The organism is Streptomyces sp. NPDC003027 (genome assembly GCF_053591435.1).
In genome coordinates, this window is sequence record NZ_JBSFTU010000020.1 from 88,601 (window position 1) to 105,630 (window position 17,030).

Sequence of the window (17,030 nt, forward strand, 5' to 3'; positions counted from 1 at the left end):
GAGGCGACGGTAGCAGCAGCGGACCGGCGGTACGGGGCGCCGTGCCCGGTGGCCGGGAGCCGTAGGCTGTTCGCGTGCTCTTGCTCGCCATGGATACCGCCACGCCCGCCGTCACCGTCGCCCTCCACGACGGTGACTCCGTCGTCGCCGAGTCGCGCCAGGTCGACGCCCGTCGCCACGGGGAGCTGCTGCTGCCCGCCGTCGACCGGGTCATGAAGGAAGCCGGGCTGAAGCTCGACGCCGTCACCGGTGTCGTCGTCGGAGTCGGCCCCGGGCCGTACACCGGCCTGCGGGTCGGCCTGGTCACCGCCGCCACCTTCTCCTCCGCGCTCGGCGTCCCGGTGCACGGCCTGTGCACGCTGGACGGGCTCGCGTACGCCTCCGGGATCGACGAGCCGTTCGTCGTCGCGACGGACGCCCGCCGCAAGGAGGTCTACTGGGCCCGGTACGACGACCGCCGTACGCGGGTGACCGACGCGGCCGTCGACCGCCCCGCCGAGATCGCCCGGGACGTCGCCGGGCTCCCGGCGGTCGGCGCCGGAGCCCGGCTCTACCCCGAGGTCTTCGCCGACCCCCGCGACCCCGAGCACCAGTCCGCCGCGGCGCTCGCCGCCCTCGCGGCCGAGAAGCTGGCGGCCGGGGGGACGGACTTCCTCGACCCGCTGCCCCTCTACCTGCGCCGCCCCGACGCCCAGGTGCCCAAGAACTACAAGGTGGTCACTCCCAAGTGACCGCCGTGACCGCCGCCGTGCTGCGGGAGATGCGCTGGTGGGACATCGAGCCCGTGCTCGCACTCGAACACGAGCTCTTCCCCGAGGACGCCTGGTCCGAGGGGATGTTCTGGTCGGAGCTCGCGCACGCGCGCGGCCCGCGCGCCACCCGCCGCTACGTCGTCGCGGAGTCCGGCGGCCGGCTCGTCGGCTACGCCGGGCTCGCCGCCGCCGGCGGCCTCGGCGACGTCCAGACGATCGCCGTCGCCCGCGACCAGTGGGGGACCGGGCTCGGCGCCCGGCTGCTCACCGATCTGCTCCAGCACGCCACCGCCTTCGAGTGCGACGAGGTGCTGCTGGAGGTACGGGTGGACAACACCCGGGCCCAGAAGCTGTACGAGCGCTTCGGCTTCGAGCCCATCGGCTTCCGGCGCGGCTACTACCAGCCCGGCAACGTGGACGCGCTTGTCATGCGATTGACCGTTCAAGGAACAGAGACGACTGACTGATGGCTGCTGACGAACCGCTCGTACTCGGCATCGAGACCTCCTGCGACGAGACCGGCGTCGGCATCGTGCGGGGCACGACCCTGCTCGCCGACGCCGTCGCGTCCAGCGTCGACACCCACGCGCGCTACGGCGGAGTGGTGCCGGAGATCGCCTCCCGCGCCCACCTGGAGGCGATGGTCCCGACCATCGAGCGCGCCCTGAAGGAGGCCGGGGTCTCCGCGAAGGACCTCGACGGCATCGCGGTCACCGCCGGCCCCGGCCTGGCCGGCGCCCTGCTCGTCGGCGTGTCGGCCGCCAAGGCGTACGCGTACGCCCTGAACAAGCCGCTGTACGGCGTGAACCACCTCGCCTCGCACATCTGCGTCGACCAGCTGGAGCACGGCCCGCTGCCCGAGCCGACGATGGCGCTCCTCGTCTCCGGCGGGCACTCCTCGCTGCTCCTCGCGCCCGACATCACCGCCGACGTGCGGCCGATGGGCGCCACGATCGACGACGCGGCCGGCGAGGCCTTCGACAAGATCGCGCGCGTGCTCGACCTCGGCTTCCCCGGCGGTCCGGTCATCGACCGGCTCGCCCGGGAGGGCGACCCGAACGCCATCGCCTTCCCGCGCGGCCTGAGCGGCGCCAAGGACCCCGCGTACGACTTCTCCTTCTCGGGGCTCAAGACGGCCGTGGCCCGCTGGATCGAGGCGAAGCGGGCGGCGGGCGAGGAGGTGCCGGTACGGGACGTGGCGGCGTCCTTCCAGGAGGCGGTCGTCGACGTGCTCACCCGCAAGGCCGTCCGGGCCTGCAAGGACCAGGGCGTCGACCACCTGATGATCGGCGGTGGTGTGGCGGCCAACTCGCGGCTGCGGGCGCTGGCCGAGGAGCGGTGCGAGCGGGCGGGCATCCGGCTGCGGGTGCCGAGGCCGGGGCTGTGCACGGACAACGGCGCGATGGTGGCGGCGCTCGGCGCGGAGATGGTGGCCCGCAACCGGCCGGCCTCCGACCTGGAGCTGTCGGCGGACTCCTCCCTGCCGGTGACGGACCCGCACGTGCCCGGCGATCACGGCCACGACCATGTGCACGAGGTCAGCAAGGAGAACCTGTACCCGTGACCACCGTGACCCTGATGTGGGAAGCGCGGGCGGTCCCGGGCCGTGGCGACGAACTCCTGGAGTGGGCACGGGCGCAGCCCCTGCCGCACGCGCCGCTGCGCCGTGAGACCTTCCGCGCCGAGCAGGACCGGGTCCTCGTGCTGACCTGGTGGGACGCGGCCGTCGGCGCGGACCCGCCCGAGCTGCCGGAGCCGGCCGGGGACCTGGTCGCCCGCCCGGTGCACCGGTGGCGCTTCGCGTCGGTCTCCGTGGAGACGGGAGCAACCTCCTCGCCGTAAACCGCATCAGACACGGCGTGGACAAGAAGATCGTGGCGTGGGCGGTGCTGACCGTCGCCGCTCTGCTCGTGACGGGGTGCACGTCGGGCGCCGACGCCGCCCCGCGTACGGCCCCCTTGGTGACGCCCTCGGCCGGGAACAAGGCACCCGCGGCCCCCGACAAGGCGGCCGAGTCGGCCGCCGCCTACCGGAAGTGGGGGCTCAAGCCCTTCGCCGCCCCGCCGGCGCCGCCCGCCGCCAAGCCGGTCACGCGGCCGCCGGGCGGCCCCGTGCCGGTCATCAGCTCCATCCCGACGACCGAGAAGATCGTCTTCATCACCGTCGACGACGGTGCCGAGAAGGACCCCCGGTTCGTCGAGATGATGAAGGACCTCAAGGTCCCGATGACGATGTTCCTCACCGACGCGGCGATCCGCACCGACTACGCCTACTTCCAGCCGCTCGCCGCCCTCGGCAACGGCGTCGCCAACCACACCCTCACCCACCCCGACCTGCGCACGCTCGGCCGGGCCGCCCAGGAGCGGGAGATATGCGGCCAGCAGACCAGGCTGACGAAGGAGTACGGGACGGCCCCCCGCCTCTTCCGCCCGCCCTACGGCAACTGGAACGAGGACACCCGCGCCGCCGCCGGCGGCTGCGGCGTGGACGCGATCGTGCTGTGGCGCGAGTCGATGCAGATCAAGAACATGCGGTACCAGCGCGGGGACGGGAAGCTGCACCCCGGAGACATCATCCTGGCCCACTTCCGCGGCCCGGCCGAGCTCAAGGGCACGACCATGACGGAGATGACGGCCAACATGCTCCGCCGCATACAGGACCAGGGCTTCACGGTGGCCCGCCTGGAGGACTACGTCTGAAAGTTCTTCGGCGGACGTGTCGATGCGGGCGGCGCCCGATCGACGTATGGGTGAGAGGCGGGGAACGGCCCCGCCGGCGCACCACCGAGGAGAACACGATGCCCCGCTACCTGACGCTGGTCCGCATCGAAGAAGGCGCCTTCCAGATGGAGGAGGCCGACCCCGGCTTCGAGGACCGCATGGGCGCGCTCTTCGAGGAGATCACCAAGGCCGGCGTGATGCTGGAGACGGCCGGCCTCAAGCCCACCTCCGAGTCCACCCGGGTCGTCTGGGAGGGCGGGAAGATCGGTTGCACCGACGGCCCGTTCACCGAGACGAAGGAGGTCGTCGGCGGCTACTCGATCTCCCAGTGCCGCGACATGGCCGAGGCCGTCGAGTGGGCGAAGCGCTTCCTGGAGATCCACCCGCCGCAGTGGAAGGTGACCTGCGAGGTCCGCGAGATCGAAGAGATGTAGGCACCGCCGGGGCGGGTGCTGTCATGGTGGATCCATGACCGCACCCGCCCCCGCCGCCGTCGAGACGGTCTTCCGGATGGAGTCGGCGCGGATCATCGCCGCCGTGACGAGGATCGTGCGCGATGTCGGCATCGCCGAGGAGATCGCCCAGGACGCGCTCGTCGCCGCACTCGAACAGTGGCCGCGGACGGGGGTCCCGGACCGGCCGGGCGCCTGGCTGACGGCCGCCGCCAAGAACCGCGCCGTCGACCTCGTACGGCGCCGGGAGACATACGCCCGCAAACTTGCGGAGGTCGGCCGTGAGCTGACGGAGGAGTCGTACGACCCCGAGCCCTCCGGCCCCGGGGACATCGACGACGATCTGCTGCGGCTGGTCTTCACGGCCTGCCACCCCGTCCTCTCCGCCGAGGCGCGCACGGCGCTCACCCTGCGGCTGGTCGGCGGACTGCGCACGGACGAGATCGCCCGCGCCTTCCTCGTACCGGAGGCGACCGTCGCGCAGCGGATCGTACGGGCGAAGCGGTCGCTGGCGAAGGCGGGCGTGGAGTTCGAAGTGCCGTACGGGGAGGAGCGGACGGCCCGGCTCGGCTCCGTCCTCGACGTCATCTACCTGATCTTCAACGAGGGATACGCGGCCACGGCGGGCGACGACCTGCTGCGCCCGGCGCTCTGCGAGGACGCCCTGCGACTGGCCCGGGTCCTCGCCGCCCTGATGCCCGAGGAGGGTGAAGCGCACGGGCTGGCCGCCCTGTTGGAGATCCAGGCGTCCCGGACGGCGGCCAGGACCGGCCCGGACGGGCAGCCGGTGCTGCTCGCCGAGCAGAACCGGAGCCGCTGGAACCGGCTGATGATCCGGTGTGGCTTCGCCGCCCTCGAACGGGCCGGCAAGGGCGGCGACTACGGCCCGTACGCGCTCCAGGCCGCGATCGCCGCCTGCCACGCGAGGGCGCGGACGTACGAGGAGACGGACTGGCGGACGATTGCCGCGCTGTACGCCCGGCTGGCCTCCCTCGCGCCCTCGCCGGTCGTCGAACTGAACCGCGCGGTCGCCGTGTCGATGGCCGAGGGCCCACCGGCCGGTCTGGCGATCGTCGACGCGCTGGCCGGCGAACCGGCCCTGGCGCACTACCACTTGCTCCCGAGTGTCCGGGGAGACCTGCTGGCCCGGCTGGGGCGCACGGCCGAGGCCCGGGCCGAGTTCCAGCGGGCGGCCTCGCTCACCCGCAACGAACGGGAGCGGGAACTGCTCCTGGACCGGTCCCGGAGGGTGGGGCGGGCGCCGCGGGCCCGGTAGACGGCCACCCGGCTCCGGTCGCGCACCCGAGCGGTTCCGGGAACGGCTCGTCGTGGAGGGGCGGGCCGGTCAACGCGCCGGCCGGCCGACCAGCATCGTCGGGGCGCCCGCGACACGGGTGAGGAAGACCGTGGCGGAGTGCGGGCCCTTCGGCTTGATCCTGCGGCGCAGCTCCTCGGGCTCGACGGCCGAGCCGCGCTTCTTCACCGTCAGGGTGCCCACCTCGCGCTCGCGCAGCAGCGCCTTCAGCTTCTTGAGGTTGAAGGGCAGCCGGTCGGTGATCTCGTACGCGGTGGCGTAGGGGGTGGGGGTGAGCGCGTCCGCCGTGATGTAGGCGATCGTCTCGTCGATCAGGCCGCCGTCCAGCGCCTCGGCGACCTCGGCGACCAGGTGGGCGCGGATGACGGCGCCGTCCGGCTCGTAGAGGTAGCGGCCGACCGGGCGGACGGCGGGATCGGGCAGGCCCCGGCCGGTCAGGCCGGCGCCGGAGGGCAGGAGGGTGGCGCGGACGGTGCCGGGGGACGTGCCGAACCACAGCACCGCCTCCTTCACATCGCCGCCGTCCGAGATCCACTCCGCCTCCGCGTCCTCGGGGACGGCCTCGTGCGGCACGCCGGGGGCGATCTTCAGCGCCGCGTGCGGGGCCCGGCGCGCGGCCTCGATCGCCCAGGAGAGCGGCGGGGAGTACGCCTCGGGGTCGAAGATCCGGCCGCGTCCACCGCGCCGCGCCGGGTCGACGAAGACCGCGTCGTAGGGGGCCGCGTCGATCTCCGTGACGTCCGCGAGGCGGACCTCGATCAGCCCGTCGAGCCCGAGCGCGGCGGCGTTCGCGCGGGCGGCCTCGACGGTCAGCGGGTCGTGGTCCACGGCGAGGACCGAGATCCCGGCCCGGGCGAAGGCGATGGCGTCCCCGCCGATGCCGCAGCACAGATCGGCGACCGACCGGACGCCGAGCTCCTTGAAGCGGCGGGCCCGGTAGGCCGCGACGGCCGCCCGGGTGGACTGCTCCACGCCGTGGGGCGTGAAGTACATCCGGTACGCGTCGTCCGCGCCGAACTTCGCCACCGCGCGCTGCCGGAGCCTGGCCTGCCCGACCGCCGCCGTGACCAGCTCGGCCGAGTGGTCCCGGCGCAGCCGGGAGACGACGGCCAGCTCCTGGGCGGGGTCGTGGTCGCGCAGGGCGGCGAGCAGGGTCTGGCCCTCGGGGGCGAGCAGGGCGGTGAAGGCGGCGAGGTCGGTCACCGCCCCATTGTGGTGCCTGGCCGCCGGTGGGCCGGCCGGGGGATGGTGCGCGTGGCGCGGCGGTGTCGCGGGGGCGGAGGAGCTCGGCGCTGACAGGATGCGGCGCCATGCAGCTAGTACGACAAACAGAAGAAATGGGTCTCCGGTGCGGAACCTCCCGGGGCGTGCGCCGGTCGCGGAGGGCGGTGGCCGCGGCGCTGCTCGTCGCCGCCCTCGCCTCGGCCTGCGGGGCGCCCTCGGACGGCTCCGCCGGCGGTCCGGGCGCCCCGGGCGGTCCCGCCCCCGGCGGGCCCCAGGGGCAGCCGCAGGGCGCGTCCGCCGCCCTCAACGCGTACGTCGAGAAGGTCCGCAAGCAGCGGGCGGCCCGGGTGCTCGCCGCCAGGAAGTGGGGGCTCGACCGGCCGCCGCTGGAAGCTCCCGCCCCGCCCGCCGTCAAGCCGAGGGTCACCACCCGCAAGGGGTTCGAGACCGGCGGCGAAAACCTGCCGCCCGTCTTCACCACCGTGCCGACCAAGGAGAAGGTCGTCTTCCTGACGATCGACGACGGCGCGGAGAAGGACCCCGAGCTCCTGCGGATGATGAGCGAGCTGCGGATCCCGTACAGCGCCTTCCTCAGCGACTACCTGGTCAAGGAGGACTACGGCTACTTCAAGAAGATGCAGGACGCCGGCGTCTCCCTGCACAACCACACCCTCAACCACCGGTACATGCCCGGGCTCTCCTACGCGTCGCAGAAGCGGGAGATCTGCGGGATGCAGGACACGATCCAGAAGCGGTACGGCAAGCGGCCGCCGCTCTTCCGGCCGCCGTACGGGAACTACAACGAGGACACGCTGCGCGCGGCCAAGGCGTGCGGAGTGAAGGCGGTACCGCTGTGGGCATCGGAGGCCTTCCCGGACCGGATGGAGTGGCGTGAGTGGGACCGGGACCTGCACCCCGGCGACATCGTCCTCACCCACTTCCGGGGCAAGCAGGACTGGAAGGGGTCGATGCCGGACATGATCCGTCGGGTGATGAGCACGATCACGGCCAAGGGCTACGCCGTCGCCAGGCTGGAGGACTACGTGTGACACGGGCCCCGCCGGCCGGCCGGACCGGTCTGGCGGGGAGCGTTCCGGAACCGCCACGCGGGACTGAATTGGCACTCCGCTTGACCGAGTGCTAACCGCGGTCATAGTCTCGGCTCTGGCACTCCCCACCGGAGAGTGCCAACACAGCGACGGGCAGGTCCGGCACCCGCGACGACGGATCCACCTGGTCGCCACCTCAGACAGTTGACCCCGAGATCTCCGAAGGGGGAGGTCGGATCGTGACGACCACCAGCTCCAAGGTTGCCATCAAGCCGCTCGAGGACCGCATTGTGGTCCAGCCGCTCGACGCCGAGCAGACCACCGCCTCTGGCCTGGTCATCCCGGACACCGCCAAGGAGAAGCCCCAGGAGGGCGTCGTCCTGGCCGTGGGCCCGGGCCGCTTCGAGAACGGCGAGCGCCTGCCGCTCGACGTGAAGACCGGCGACATCGTGCTGTACAGCAAGTACGGCGGCACCGAGGTGAAGTACAGCGGCGAGGAGTACCTCGTCCTCTCGGCTCGCGACGTTCTCGCGATCGTCGAGAAGTAGTCCGGGATCCGGGGTCGCCCCCGGACACCGCTTCACCGAAGTCAGATGCATTGAGCTGCGCCCCTAGACCCCGCACTGGGCGTCCGGGGGCGCGGTTCGTTTCACCAGTTTCACCACGAAATCCGAGAGGGCTGAATCGCTCCATGGCGAAGATCCTGAAGTTCGACGAGGACGCCCGTCGCGCCCTTGAGCGCGGCGTCAACAAGCTCGCCGACACGGTGAAGGTGACGATCGGCCCCAAGGGCCGCAACGTCGTCATCGACAAGAAGTTCGGCGCCCCCACCATCACCAACGACGGTGTCACGATCGCCCGCGAGGTCGAGCTCGACGACCCGTACGAGAACCTCGGCGCCCAGCTGGTGAAGGAGGTGGCGACCAAGACCAACGACATCGCTGGTGACGGCACCACCACCGCCACCGTGCTCGCCCAGGCCCTGGTCCGCGAGGGTCTGCGCAACGTCGCCGCCGGCGCCTCCCCGGCCGCCCTGAAGAAGGGCATCGACGCCGCCGTCAAGGCCGTCTCCGAGGAGCTGCTCGCCACCGCGCGCCCGATCGACGACAAGTCGGACATCGCCGCCGTGGCCGCCCTCTCCGCGCAGGACCAGCAGGTCGGCGAGCTCATCGCCGAGGCGATGGACAAGGTCGGCAAGGACGGTGTCATCACCGTCGAGGAGTCCAACACCTTCGGCCTGGAGCTCGACTTCACCGAGGGCATGGCCTTCGACAAGGGCTACCTGTCCCCGTACATGGTCACCGACCAGGAGCGTATGGAGGCCGTCCTCGACGACCCGTACATCCTGATCCACCAGGGCAAGATCTCCTCGATCCAGGACCTGCTGCCGCTCCTGGAGAAGGTCATCCAGGCCGGCTCCAGCAAGCCGCTGCTGATCATCGCCGAGGACGTCGAGGGCGAGGCCCTGTCGACCCTGGTCGTGAACAAGATCCGTGGCACCTTCAACGCCGTCGCCGTCAAGGCTCCCGGCTTCGGTGACCGCCGCAAGGCGATGCTCGGCGACATGGCCACCCTCACCGGTGCCACCGTCATCGCCGAGGAGGTCGGCCTCAAGCTCGACCAGGCCGGCCTGGACGTGCTGGGCACCGCCCGCCGCGTCACCGTCACCAAGGACGCCACCACCATCGTCGACGGTGCCGGCAACTCCGAGGACATCGCGGGCCGCGTCAACCAGATCAAGGCCGAGATCGAGTCCACGGACTCCGACTGGGACCGCGAGAAGCTCCAGGAGCGCCTCGCGAAGCTGGCCGGCGGCGTGTGCGTGATCAAGGTCGGCGCCGCCACCGAGGTGGAGCTCAAGGAGCGCAAGCACCGTCTGGAGGACGCCATCTCCGCGACCCGCGCCGCGGTCGAGGAGGGCATCATCTCCGGTGGTGGCTCCGCTCTGGTCCACGCCGTCAAGATCCTCGAGGGCAACCTCGGCAAGGAGGGCGACGAGGCCACCGGTGTCGCCGTCGTCCGCCGCGCCGCCGTCGAGCCGCTGCGCTGGATCGCCGAGAACGCCGGCCTCGAGGGCTACGTCATCACCTCCAAGGTGGCGGAGCTCGACAAGGGCCAGGGCTTCAACGCCGCGACCGGCGAGTACGGCGACCTGATCAAGGCCGGCGTCATCGACCCGGTGAAGGTCACCCGCTCCGCGCTGGAGAACGCCGCCTCGATCGCCTCCCTGCTGCTCACGACCGAGACCCTGGTCGTCGAGAAGAAGGAAGAGGAGTCGGCGGACGCGGGCCACGGCCACGGTCACGGCCACTCGCACTGAGGCCCACCCGGTCGCTCGCACAGCTGATCACCGAGGCCCGGTGCCCCCGACGGGGGGCGCCGGGCCTCGGCCTTTCCCGTCGCTCGGACCTCCACGGTCCCGTCGCTCAGACCTCCACGGCGCCGAGCTGCCCCATCAGCCCGAGCAGGTCGTACTGCCACCACCCCTCGACGATCTTGCCGTCCTCACGGAACCGGTGGACCACCGTCCCGGACATCGAGACCTCCTTGCCGGTCGCCTCGATCCCCATGAAGTCGCCGGTGTGCGTGGCGTTCCAGGTCCAACGGGTGCAGACCCGGTCACCCTCCGCGATCTGGTCCTCGACGGTGAACCGGAACCGGAAGCCGCCCCGCCACTCGTCCAGCTCCCGCCGGACCGCGTCCATGCCGATGACGTCCTGCGGATTGGCGGGATCGTGGTCGTGGTAGTCCTCGTCGAAGATTTCGTCGAGTGGTGGCAGCCCGCCGTCGGCCGAGGCCAGCTCGAAGAACCGCCGGGCCGTCGTCTTGTACAGCTGCTCGTCGCGGACGACGTCCAGATCGGTGAACGTCGGCATCTCGTCGCAGAGCGCGACCATCTCCCGGAAGATCCGGTCGGTCTCGGGGAGCTGCGAGTTCGTCATCGCCACGTCGTAGGAGGGGAACTCGACGATCTCCACCAGGTGGGAGGCGTCGGAGCGGTCCTTGCCGATGATGCTGTGGGTGGCGGTGCGCTTGCCCTTGGTCTGTTCGACCCACTTGTCCATGAGCCGGTTCATGTCGTCGAGCCGGCTGGTCTTGCAATCGATGATCTGTACGAATGTCATGACGCCTCCCGGACCGGGTGGGACACCTCCATTTTAGGCGCGGAGAGCCGTCGGACCCGTCTGGCAGCATGGCCGCCATGCAGCAGGCACGGGGGAAGCAGTCGGTCGCGGTCGGGGGCGACGCGGGGGTCGTCGTCACCGGGGACCACAACCAGGTCGTGACGGCGCCGCCGGTGCGGTCGGCGTACTGGGAACAGGTGCGCCGGATCGTTCCCCCGGTACTCGTCGACCGCGAGCGGGAGTTGGCGTCGCTCGCCGCCTTCTGCCTGGCCGACTCCGGCCCGTCGTACGTCTGGTGGCGTGCGGAGGCATGGGCGGGCAAGACGGCCCTGATGGCGTGGTTCGCGCTCAACCCGCCGCCCGGGGTGCGGATCGTCCCCTTCTTCATCACGGCACGCTGGGGCGCGCAGAACGACGTGGTCGCGTACGTCGACGTCGTCCTGGAACAACTCGCCGAGCTGGCGGGCGAGGGCATCCCGGCCCACCTGACGGCCTCGACCCGCGAGGCCCATCTGCTCCGTCTGTACGGGGAGGCGTCCCGCGCCTGCGCCGAGCGGGGCGAGCGCCTGGTCCTGCTGGTCGACGGCCTGGACGAGGACCGGGGCGTGACCACGGGCCCGGACGCGCACTCGATCGCGAGCCTGCTGCCCCCGTCGCTGCCGACGATCGTCTCCGGCCGCCTCAACCCGCCCGTCCCGGTCGACGTCCCCGCCGGCCACCCGCTGCGCGACCCCGCGATCGTACGGACCCTGGTGCCCTCCCCGTCCGCCCGCGCGATCCGCGCCGAGGCGGAGCGCGAACTGAAACGCCTCCTGGAGGCGGGCGGCCTGGAGCACGACATCCTCGCCCTGCTCACCGCGGCCGGGGGCGGTCTGACGGCCGAGGACCTGGCGGAGCTGACGGACGCGGTGCCCTACCGCGTGCGGGACGTCCTGCGCACGGGGCCGGGCCGGACGTTCGCCATGCGCGCGGACGTGTACCTCCTCGCCCACGAGGAACTCCAGGCCCAGGCCGTGGAGATGCTGGGCCGGCGCGAACTGGACCGGTGCCGGCGGACGCTCCATGGGTGGGCGGAGAAGTGGCAGGCGCGCGGCTGGCCCGAGGAGACCCCGGAGTACCTGCTGCGCGGATACTTCCCGATGCTCCGTGCGGCGGCAGACGTGGAGCGGATGGTGGGGTGCGCGCTGGATCCCGTACGCCATGACCGGCTGCTGGAGGCCACCGGCGGCGACATCGCGGCGCTGGACGAGGTGCGGCTGGCGGAGGAGGCGTTCGCCGGGGCGGGCGTGCCGGATCTCGTGGACCTGGTGCGCCTGGTGATCCGGCGGGAGGAGCTGGTGGAGCGGAACGACCGCATCCCGAGGACGCTGCCCTGGGCCTGGGCGGCGCTCGGCAGGACCGGCCGCGCCGAGGCCCTCGCCCGGAGCATCCCGAGCCTGGACTGGCGGGCGCTGGCGCTCGTCGACGTCGCGGCGGAGCTGACCGCCCGGGGTGGCGCGGACGAGGCGCTGCGGATCCTGGAGGACGCCGAGGCGGCGGCCCGCCGGTACTCCGATTCCTTCGGCGGCGAACGCGACACGACTCTGGCGGAGGTGAGCCGGGCCTGGGCCGGAGCGGGTCTCCTCGACCGCGCGCAGGACGTCGCACGGGCGGTGGACGATCCGTATGTACGGGCGCGGCTGCTGCCCGAACTGGCGCATGCCTGGGCGCGGCAGGGGGAGGAGGCCCGGGCCCTGGCGCTGTGTCTGCCCGAAGCGGACGACCGGGTCCGGGCCCTGGGCCTCGCCGCCGTGGCGCGCGCCCGCGCCGCCGCGGGGGACGCGGCGGGGGCGGTCCGGTCGGCGGGGAGCGAGGACGCCGGGGCGGAGAGCCTGGTCCTCGCGGTCGTCTCGGCGGAGCTGCGGCGGGCCGGTGACCGGGCGGGCGCGGACGAGGTCCTGGCGCGGCTGGACGCCGTCCTGTGCGCCTCGCCGGTCCTGACCGATGTGGTCGGTGCCCTGGCGGACGCGGGTGAGTACGACCGGGCCGCCGCTGCCGCCTCACTGCATCCGGAGCCCGCGGAGCGAGGGTGGGCCCAGCGCGTGCTGGCCCTCGCCCTCGCGGCCGCCGGGGAGATCGACCGTGCCTGGGAACTGGCGTGCCGGATCGAGGCCGCACCCGCCCGGGCCTCGGCGCAGCTCGGCGTGGCCGCGGGAGCGGCCGGCAGCGGCGCGTACGAACGGGCGGAGGAGTTCGCCCGCACGATCGACGACCAGAGGTGTCGGGAGCGGGCGCTCAACCGCGTGGTCGCGGCTCTCGCCGGAGCCGGGGAGACGGAGCGGGCGGAGCGGCTGGCGCGCGACTGCGCGCACGAGACCGACGTCGTGGACCCGATGGTCCACGTCGTCGAGGCGCTGGCGGGAGCCGGCCACTTCGCGCGGGCCCGCTCCCTCGCGGCGGCCGTCGCCCACGACGACGGCGGATTCGCCCTGGTCAGGGGAGCGGTGGCGGCGGCGGTCAACGCCGGGGCGGCCGATGACGAGGTGCGGGCACGCGCCGCCGAGGTGGTCGAGGAGGTGGAGAGCGGGATCCGGGCCCGGAGCTGGGGCGGCACGCTCGATCCCGTCCACACCCCGAAGGTCCTCGTCGAGGCGGGTTACGTCGAGGAGGCGCGGATGCTGCTCGACGGCATCGAGTCGAAGCTCCTGTCCACGGACCGGCCCGCGCGGGACTCGCACGAGTCCATCGGATGGCAGGTCCGGGCGGGGTTCGCGGTCGAGTCCCTGGCCTGGGCGGGCGAGTTCGACCGCGCCGCGGCTCTGGCGCGGCGGATCACGGCCGACCTCCCCTCGTCGATGGCCCGCCTGGTCCTCGTCGAACGGCTCTGCCACACCGGACGGTTCGCTCCCGCCCTCGCGTTGGTCGAGGAGGAGACGCGTCCGGGGGTGCGCGACCAGCTCTGGTGCGCCCTGGCCGCGGCGGCGGCCGCCGCCGGCGACTGGGAGGCCGCCGAGTCGTACACCGGGCGGATCCGCCTGCCCGGCATGCGGGTCATGGGATGGGCCCGGATCGCCGCGGAGCGCGCCCGGGCCGGTCATCACGCGCAGGCGGACACGGCGCTGGCGCGAGCCCTGGCGCAGGACGTGCACGACGACGACCCCTCCCTGGACTTCACCGACGTGATCCGCGCCCTCTTCCTGCTGGGCCGGCGAGAAGAGGGCGACACCGCGATCGCCGAGCTGGTCGAGCACACGGTGCCGTGGTTCTTCGGTGGGGTCGTGAGCGCCCTCGTGGAGGCGGGCGAGTACGACCGCGCACGGAGCCTGGTGGCCGATCTGGACGGCCGGGACCAGGCTTCCGGCTCCCTCCGGTGCGGGCTGATCCAGGACCTCGTCGAAGCCGGGAAGGAGGCCCTGGCGGCGGAGGAGGCGCGGCTCGCAGGGGACCGGGGCGTCGATCACGGCCGGGGGCCCCTCTCGGTCTGGCCGGCCCTCGCCCTGGCGATCGAGTCGGAGCAGGGCCGGGTCCCGCTCGCCCGGCAGCTGCGGGACATGAACCTCATGGACGCGCTCCACGCCTTCATACGACTCGACCCCCGCACCGTCCCGGTGGTCGTCGACGCCCTACGCCGACCGCGTCAGATCTGACGCCCGCACCTCCTCCGCGAACGGCTCCCCCCGCCCGTACCGCGCCACCTCCTCCAGCGCCCGGTCCGCCATCCGGTGCAGTTCGTTGCCCAGCGAGCCGGCCACGTGCGGGGTGAGGAGCACGTTCGGGAGCGTCCAGAGCGGGGAGTGCGGCGCCGGGACCTCCGGGTCGGTGACGTCGAGGACCGCGTGGAGGCGGCCCGACGTCAGATGGGGCAGGAGCGCCGTCTCGTCGATCAGGGAGCCTCGCGAGGTGTTGACCAGGGTGGCGCCGTCGGGCATCAGGGCCAGCTGGGGCGCCCCGATCATCCGGTGGGTGGAAGGCAGTTGAGGCGCGTGGACCGAGACGATCGAGCCGCGGGCGCACAGGGTGTCGAGGCCGACGAGTTCCACGCCCAGCGCGCGGGCCTCGGCGGGCTCCACGTACGGGTCGTGGAGCAGCACCTCGAAGTCGAAGGGGCGCAGCAGCTCGATCACGCGGCGGCCGATCCGGGAGGCGCCGACCAGACCCACCGTCCGGCGGTAGTTGCCCCAGGCCGCCGACTCGGCGAGCCAAGCGTGGTCGGCGCGGACCTCCTCGTACCGCCGCGCCGAGTGGAGGATCCGCTTTCCCGCGAAGAGGATCGCGGCGAGCGTGTACTCGGCGACGGGCAGCGCGTTGGCCGCCGCGGCCGAGGTGACGGTGAGGCCCCGGTCCCAGCAGGCCTCGGTGACATGGTGTTTGACCGAGCCGGCCGCGTGGACGACGGCCTTCAGGCGCGGGGCGCGGGCCAGGACGGCGGCGGTCAGGGGCGGGGCGCCCCAGCAGGTGAGGAGGATCTCGGTCTCGGCGAGGGCTTCGGCGACGCGGGGGGCGGGCGCGGTCAGGTCGTGGGCGACCAGGTGCGGGTCGGTGCGGGCCAGGGCGGCGAGCCGCTCGCGGTGGGCGTCGGTCAGCAGCCGCTCGGCGATGCCCGGGCCCATGGAGAGCAGGAGTGCCGGTCGGTTGTCAGTGGCGTGGTGCATGGTGGAAGTCGTGCTCCTCACTTGACGCTGCCGGCGGTCAGACCCGCCTTCCAGTGGCGCTGGAGGGAGACGAAGGCGACGACGAGGGGGACGACGGCCAGCAGGGATCCGGTGACGACGAGGGGGTAGAAGTCGGGTTCCGCGTGGGCGTTGCTGTTCCACGCGTACAGGCCGAGGCTCAGCGGGTAGAGCTTCTGGTCCGAGAGCATCACCAGGGGGAGGAAGAAGTTGTTCCAGATGGCGGTGAACTGGAAGAGGAAGACGGTCACGAAGCCGGGCATGACCATGCGCAGACCGATCGACCAGAAGGTGCGCAGTTCGCCGGCTCCGTCGATACGGGCGGCCTCGAGTGCCTCGTCGGGGATGTAGCCGGCGCTGAAGACCCGGGAGAGATAGACCCCGAAGGGGTTGACCAGGACCGGGATCAGCACGGCCCAGTAGGTGTTGACGACGCCCACCTCGCTGGCGAGGAGGTACATCGGCAGGGCGAGCGCGGTGGTGGGCACCAGCACGCCCAGGAGGACGGCGCCGAAGAGCTTCTCCTTGCCCGGGAAGTCGTACTTGTCGAAGGCGTACCCGGCGGCGACGCTGATCAGGGAGCAGGCGAGGGCACCCACGCCCGCGTAGAGGAGGCTGTTGACGTACCAGTGGAAGTAGATGCCGTCGTTGTACTCGGCGAGCCGGGCGAGGTTGCCGCCCAGGTCGAAGCCCTCGAAGGAGAAGGCGTTTCCGGCGAGGAGACCGCCCGCGTCCTTGGTGGCGGCGGTCAGCAGCCAGACGAGGGGGAAGAGCATGTAGACGACGGCGAGGACGAGCGCGCCGTTGACGGCGGTCCTGGACAGCCAGGCGCTCTGGGGACGGCGCTTCGTCATGCCGCCTTCTCCTTCCGGCGTCCGGTGAGGCGTGTGACGCCGAAGGACAGCAGTGCGGCCGTCAGGGCCAGCAGGACGGACGCGGCCGCGGCCAGTCCGTAGTCGTTGCGGTCGAAGGCCGCGGTATAGGCGTACATGTTCGGCGTCCAGGTCGAGGTGACGGCGGAGCCCGTGCCCTTGTTGAGGATCAGCGGTTCGGTGAACAGCTGGAGCGAGCCGATGACGGTGAAGAGGCCGACCATCACGAGCGAGGCGCGGATCAGGGGGACCTTGATGCTGAACGCGATGCGCCAGGCGCCCGCCCCGTCGACGGTGGCCGCCTCCAGGACCGAGCGGTCGATGGCCTGCAGCGCCGCGTAGAAGATCACCATGTTGTAGCCGAGCCACTCCCAGAGGGCGATGTTGACCACGGAGGGGAGAGCGCCCTCGGGGGAGAAGAAGTCGAAGCCGATGCCACCGGCCTCCATGGCCTGGACCACAGGGCTGAGTTGCGGTGTGTAGAGGTAGACCCAGATCAGCGCCGCGATGATGCCGGGGACCGCGTGCGGCAGGAAGAGCGCGAGCTGGAAGAAGCGGCGGGCGCGGGCGAGCGCCGAGTCGAGCAGCAGGGCGAGGGCGAGGGCCCCGGCGAGCAGCAGCGGAATGTAGAACAGGCAGTATCCGAGCAGGACGCCGAAGCCCTCGCGGAAGGCCCGGTCACCCAGCGCCGCGGTGTAGTTGTCGAGGCCGGTGAAGACGGTCTCGGTGCCGCCGAAGCCCAGCCCCGACTGCTTCTCGGTGAAGAGGCTGAGCCAGACCGCGTATCCGATCGGCACCACCATCACCGCGGTGAACAGGAGGAAGAAGGGGGTCAGCAGGAAGGCTGCGGCACGGGTGCGGGCCTGCATCGG

At 72.3% G+C, this 17,030-nt stretch carries 16 protein-coding genes; 11 read left to right on the forward strand and 5 right to left on the reverse strand.

Features of this window, described 5'->3' with window-relative positions; genetic code table 11:
* The first annotated feature begins 74 nt into the window (after positions 1-74).
* The 7 genes from tsaB (at position 75) to ACWDX6_RS16860 (ending at position 5,200) form a co-directional block, all read left to right on the forward strand.
* Positions 75-731, forward strand: a complete 657-nt coding sequence (gene tsaB, locus ACWDX6_RS16830) for a tRNA (adenosine(37)-N6)-threonylcarbamoyltransferase complex dimerization subunit type 1 TsaB (protein WP_451485665.1) — start codon at positions 75-77, stop codon at positions 729-731.
* A 29-nt stretch (positions 732-760) separates the two neighbouring features.
* Positions 761-1,219, forward strand: a complete 459-nt coding sequence (rimI, locus tag ACWDX6_RS16835) for a ribosomal protein S18-alanine N-acetyltransferase (RefSeq protein WP_451485687.1) — start codon at positions 761-763, stop codon at positions 1,217-1,219.
* A complete protein-coding gene (tsaD, locus tag ACWDX6_RS16840; protein WP_451485666.1) occupies positions 1,219-2,316 on the forward strand; it encodes a tRNA (adenosine(37)-N6)-threonylcarbamoyltransferase complex transferase subunit TsaD in 1,098 nt (365 codons plus the stop codon). The genes rimI and tsaD overlap by 1 nt, the downstream gene beginning before the upstream one ends.
* A 14-nt stretch (positions 2,317-2,330) precedes the next feature.
* The gene (locus ACWDX6_RS16845; RefSeq protein ID WP_451485688.1) at positions 2,331-2,594 is read left to right on the forward strand and encodes a hypothetical protein; all 264 of its coding nucleotides are present in this window, start codon (positions 2,331-2,333) and stop codon (positions 2,592-2,594) included.
* 17 nt (positions 2,595-2,611) lie between these two features.
* Positions 2,612-3,451: a polysaccharide deacetylase family protein gene (locus tag ACWDX6_RS16850; RefSeq protein ID WP_451485667.1), complete on the forward strand. Its 840-nt coding sequence runs from the start codon at positions 2,612-2,614 to the stop codon at positions 3,449-3,451.
* Between the two features lie 98 nt (positions 3,452-3,549).
* Positions 3,550-3,906, forward strand: a complete 357-nt coding sequence (locus ACWDX6_RS16855) for a YciI family protein (protein WP_451485668.1) — start codon at positions 3,550-3,552, stop codon at positions 3,904-3,906.
* Between the two features lie 34 nt (positions 3,907-3,940).
* Positions 3,941-5,200 carry an RNA polymerase sigma factor gene (locus tag ACWDX6_RS16860; protein WP_451485669.1) on the forward strand — a complete coding sequence of 420 codons (1,260 nt, stop codon included), beginning with the start codon at positions 3,941-3,943 and terminating at the stop codon, positions 5,198-5,200.
* Between the two features lie 69 nt (positions 5,201-5,269).
* On the opposite strand, the gene ACWDX6_RS16865 is transcribed toward ACWDX6_RS16860, so the two are convergent.
* A complete protein-coding gene (locus tag ACWDX6_RS16865; protein ID WP_451485670.1) occupies positions 5,270-6,442 on the reverse strand; it encodes a class I SAM-dependent methyltransferase in 1,173 nt (390 codons plus the stop codon).
* 107 nt (positions 6,443-6,549) lie between these two features.
* Between ACWDX6_RS16865 and ACWDX6_RS16870 the strand changes: the two genes are divergently transcribed.
* The 3 genes from ACWDX6_RS16870 to groL all read left to right on the forward strand — a co-directional run bounded on the left by ACWDX6_RS16870 (position 6,550) and on the right by groL (position 9,832).
* Positions 6,550-7,512, forward strand: coding sequence for a polysaccharide deacetylase family protein (locus ACWDX6_RS16870; protein WP_451485671.1), 963 nt, complete (start codon positions 6,550-6,552; stop codon positions 7,510-7,512).
* 239 nt (positions 7,513-7,751) lie between these two features.
* The gene (gene groES, locus ACWDX6_RS16875) at positions 7,752-8,060 is read left to right on the forward strand and encodes a co-chaperone GroES (RefSeq protein ID WP_010471835.1); all 309 of its coding nucleotides are present in this window, start codon (positions 7,752-7,754) and stop codon (positions 8,058-8,060) included.
* Between the two features lie 143 nt (positions 8,061-8,203).
* Entirely contained in the window at positions 8,204-9,832 is a 1,629-nt protein-coding gene (gene groL, locus ACWDX6_RS16880; protein WP_451485672.1) for a chaperonin GroEL, read from the forward strand.
* 106 nt (positions 9,833-9,938) lie between these two features.
* Here the strand turns inward: groL and ACWDX6_RS16885 are convergent, their stop codons facing one another.
* Positions 9,939-10,637: an ester cyclase gene (locus ACWDX6_RS16885; RefSeq protein WP_451485673.1), complete on the reverse strand. Its 699-nt coding sequence runs from the start codon at positions 10,635-10,637 to the stop codon at positions 9,939-9,941.
* Positions 10,638-10,714: 77 nt separating this feature from the next.
* On the opposite strand from ACWDX6_RS16885, the gene ACWDX6_RS16890 reads away from it, so the two are divergent.
* Positions 10,715-14,263, forward strand: a complete 3,549-nt coding sequence (locus ACWDX6_RS16890; protein ID WP_451485674.1) for a hypothetical protein — start codon at positions 10,715-10,717, stop codon at positions 14,261-14,263.
* On the opposite strand, the gene ACWDX6_RS16895 is transcribed toward ACWDX6_RS16890, so the two are convergent.
* Genes ACWDX6_RS16895 through ACWDX6_RS16905 form a run of 3 tightly spaced genes read right to left on the reverse strand, consistent with a single transcriptional unit; the run spans position 14,240 to position 17,027 of the window.
* A complete protein-coding gene (locus tag ACWDX6_RS16895) occupies positions 14,240-15,268 on the reverse strand; it encodes a hydroxyacid dehydrogenase (RefSeq protein WP_451485675.1) in 1,029 nt (342 codons plus the stop codon). The two genes, ACWDX6_RS16890 and ACWDX6_RS16895, sit on opposite strands and share 24 nt — an antisense overlap.
* A gap of 17 nt (positions 15,269-15,285) precedes the next feature.
* Positions 15,286-16,140 carry a carbohydrate ABC transporter permease gene (locus tag ACWDX6_RS16900; RefSeq protein WP_451485676.1) on the reverse strand — a complete coding sequence of 285 codons (855 nt, stop codon included), beginning with the start codon at positions 16,138-16,140 and terminating at the stop codon, positions 15,286-15,288.
* Entirely contained in the window at positions 16,137-17,027 is an 891-nt protein-coding gene (locus tag ACWDX6_RS16905; protein WP_451485677.1) for a carbohydrate ABC transporter permease, read from the reverse strand. Before ACWDX6_RS16905 ends, ACWDX6_RS16900 begins: the two co-directional genes overlap by 4 nt.
* Between the last annotated feature and the right edge of the window lie 3 nt (positions 17,028-17,030).

Excerpts from the sequence above, each read along its gene's own strand:
- rimI (WP_451485687.1), top strand. The coding sequence starts at position 761 with ATGCGCTGGTGGGACATCGAGCCCGTGCTCGCACTCGAACACGAGCTC.
- ACWDX6_RS16845 (WP_451485688.1), top strand. The coding sequence starts at position 2,331 with ATGTGGGAAGCGCGGGCGGTCCCGGGCCGTGGCGACGAACTCCTGGAG.
- groL (WP_451485672.1), top strand. The coding sequence starts at position 8,204 with ATGGCGAAGATCCTGAAGTTCGACGAGGACGCCCGTCGCGCCCTTGAG.
- ACWDX6_RS16905 (WP_451485677.1), bottom strand. The coding sequence starts at position 17,027 with ATGCAGGCCCGCACCCGTGCCGCAGCCTTCCTGCTGACCCCCTTCTTC.
- ACWDX6_RS16890 (WP_451485674.1), top strand. The coding sequence starts at position 10,715 with ATGCAGCAGGCACGGGGGAAGCAGTCGGTCGCGGTCGGGGGCGACGCG.
- ACWDX6_RS16860 (WP_451485669.1), top strand. The coding sequence starts at position 3,941 with ATGACCGCACCCGCCCCCGCCGCCGTCGAGACGGTCTTCCGGATGGAG.
- ACWDX6_RS16885 (WP_451485673.1), bottom strand. The coding sequence starts at position 10,637 with ATGACATTCGTACAGATCATCGATTGCAAGACCAGCCGGCTCGACGAC.
- ACWDX6_RS16895 (WP_451485675.1), bottom strand. The coding sequence starts at position 15,268 with ATGCACCACGCCACTGACAACCGACCGGCACTCCTGCTCTCCATGGGC.
- ACWDX6_RS16855 (WP_451485668.1), top strand. The coding sequence starts at position 3,550 with ATGCCCCGCTACCTGACGCTGGTCCGCATCGAAGAAGGCGCCTTCCAG.
- ACWDX6_RS16900 (WP_451485676.1), bottom strand. The coding sequence starts at position 16,140 with ATGACGAAGCGCCGTCCCCAGAGCGCCTGGCTGTCCAGGACCGCCGTC.
- tsaD (WP_451485666.1), top strand. The coding sequence starts at position 1,219 with ATGGCTGCTGACGAACCGCTCGTACTCGGCATCGAGACCTCCTGCGAC.
- ACWDX6_RS16870 (WP_451485671.1), top strand. The coding sequence starts at position 6,550 with ATGCAGCTAGTACGACAAACAGAAGAAATGGGTCTCCGGTGCGGAACC.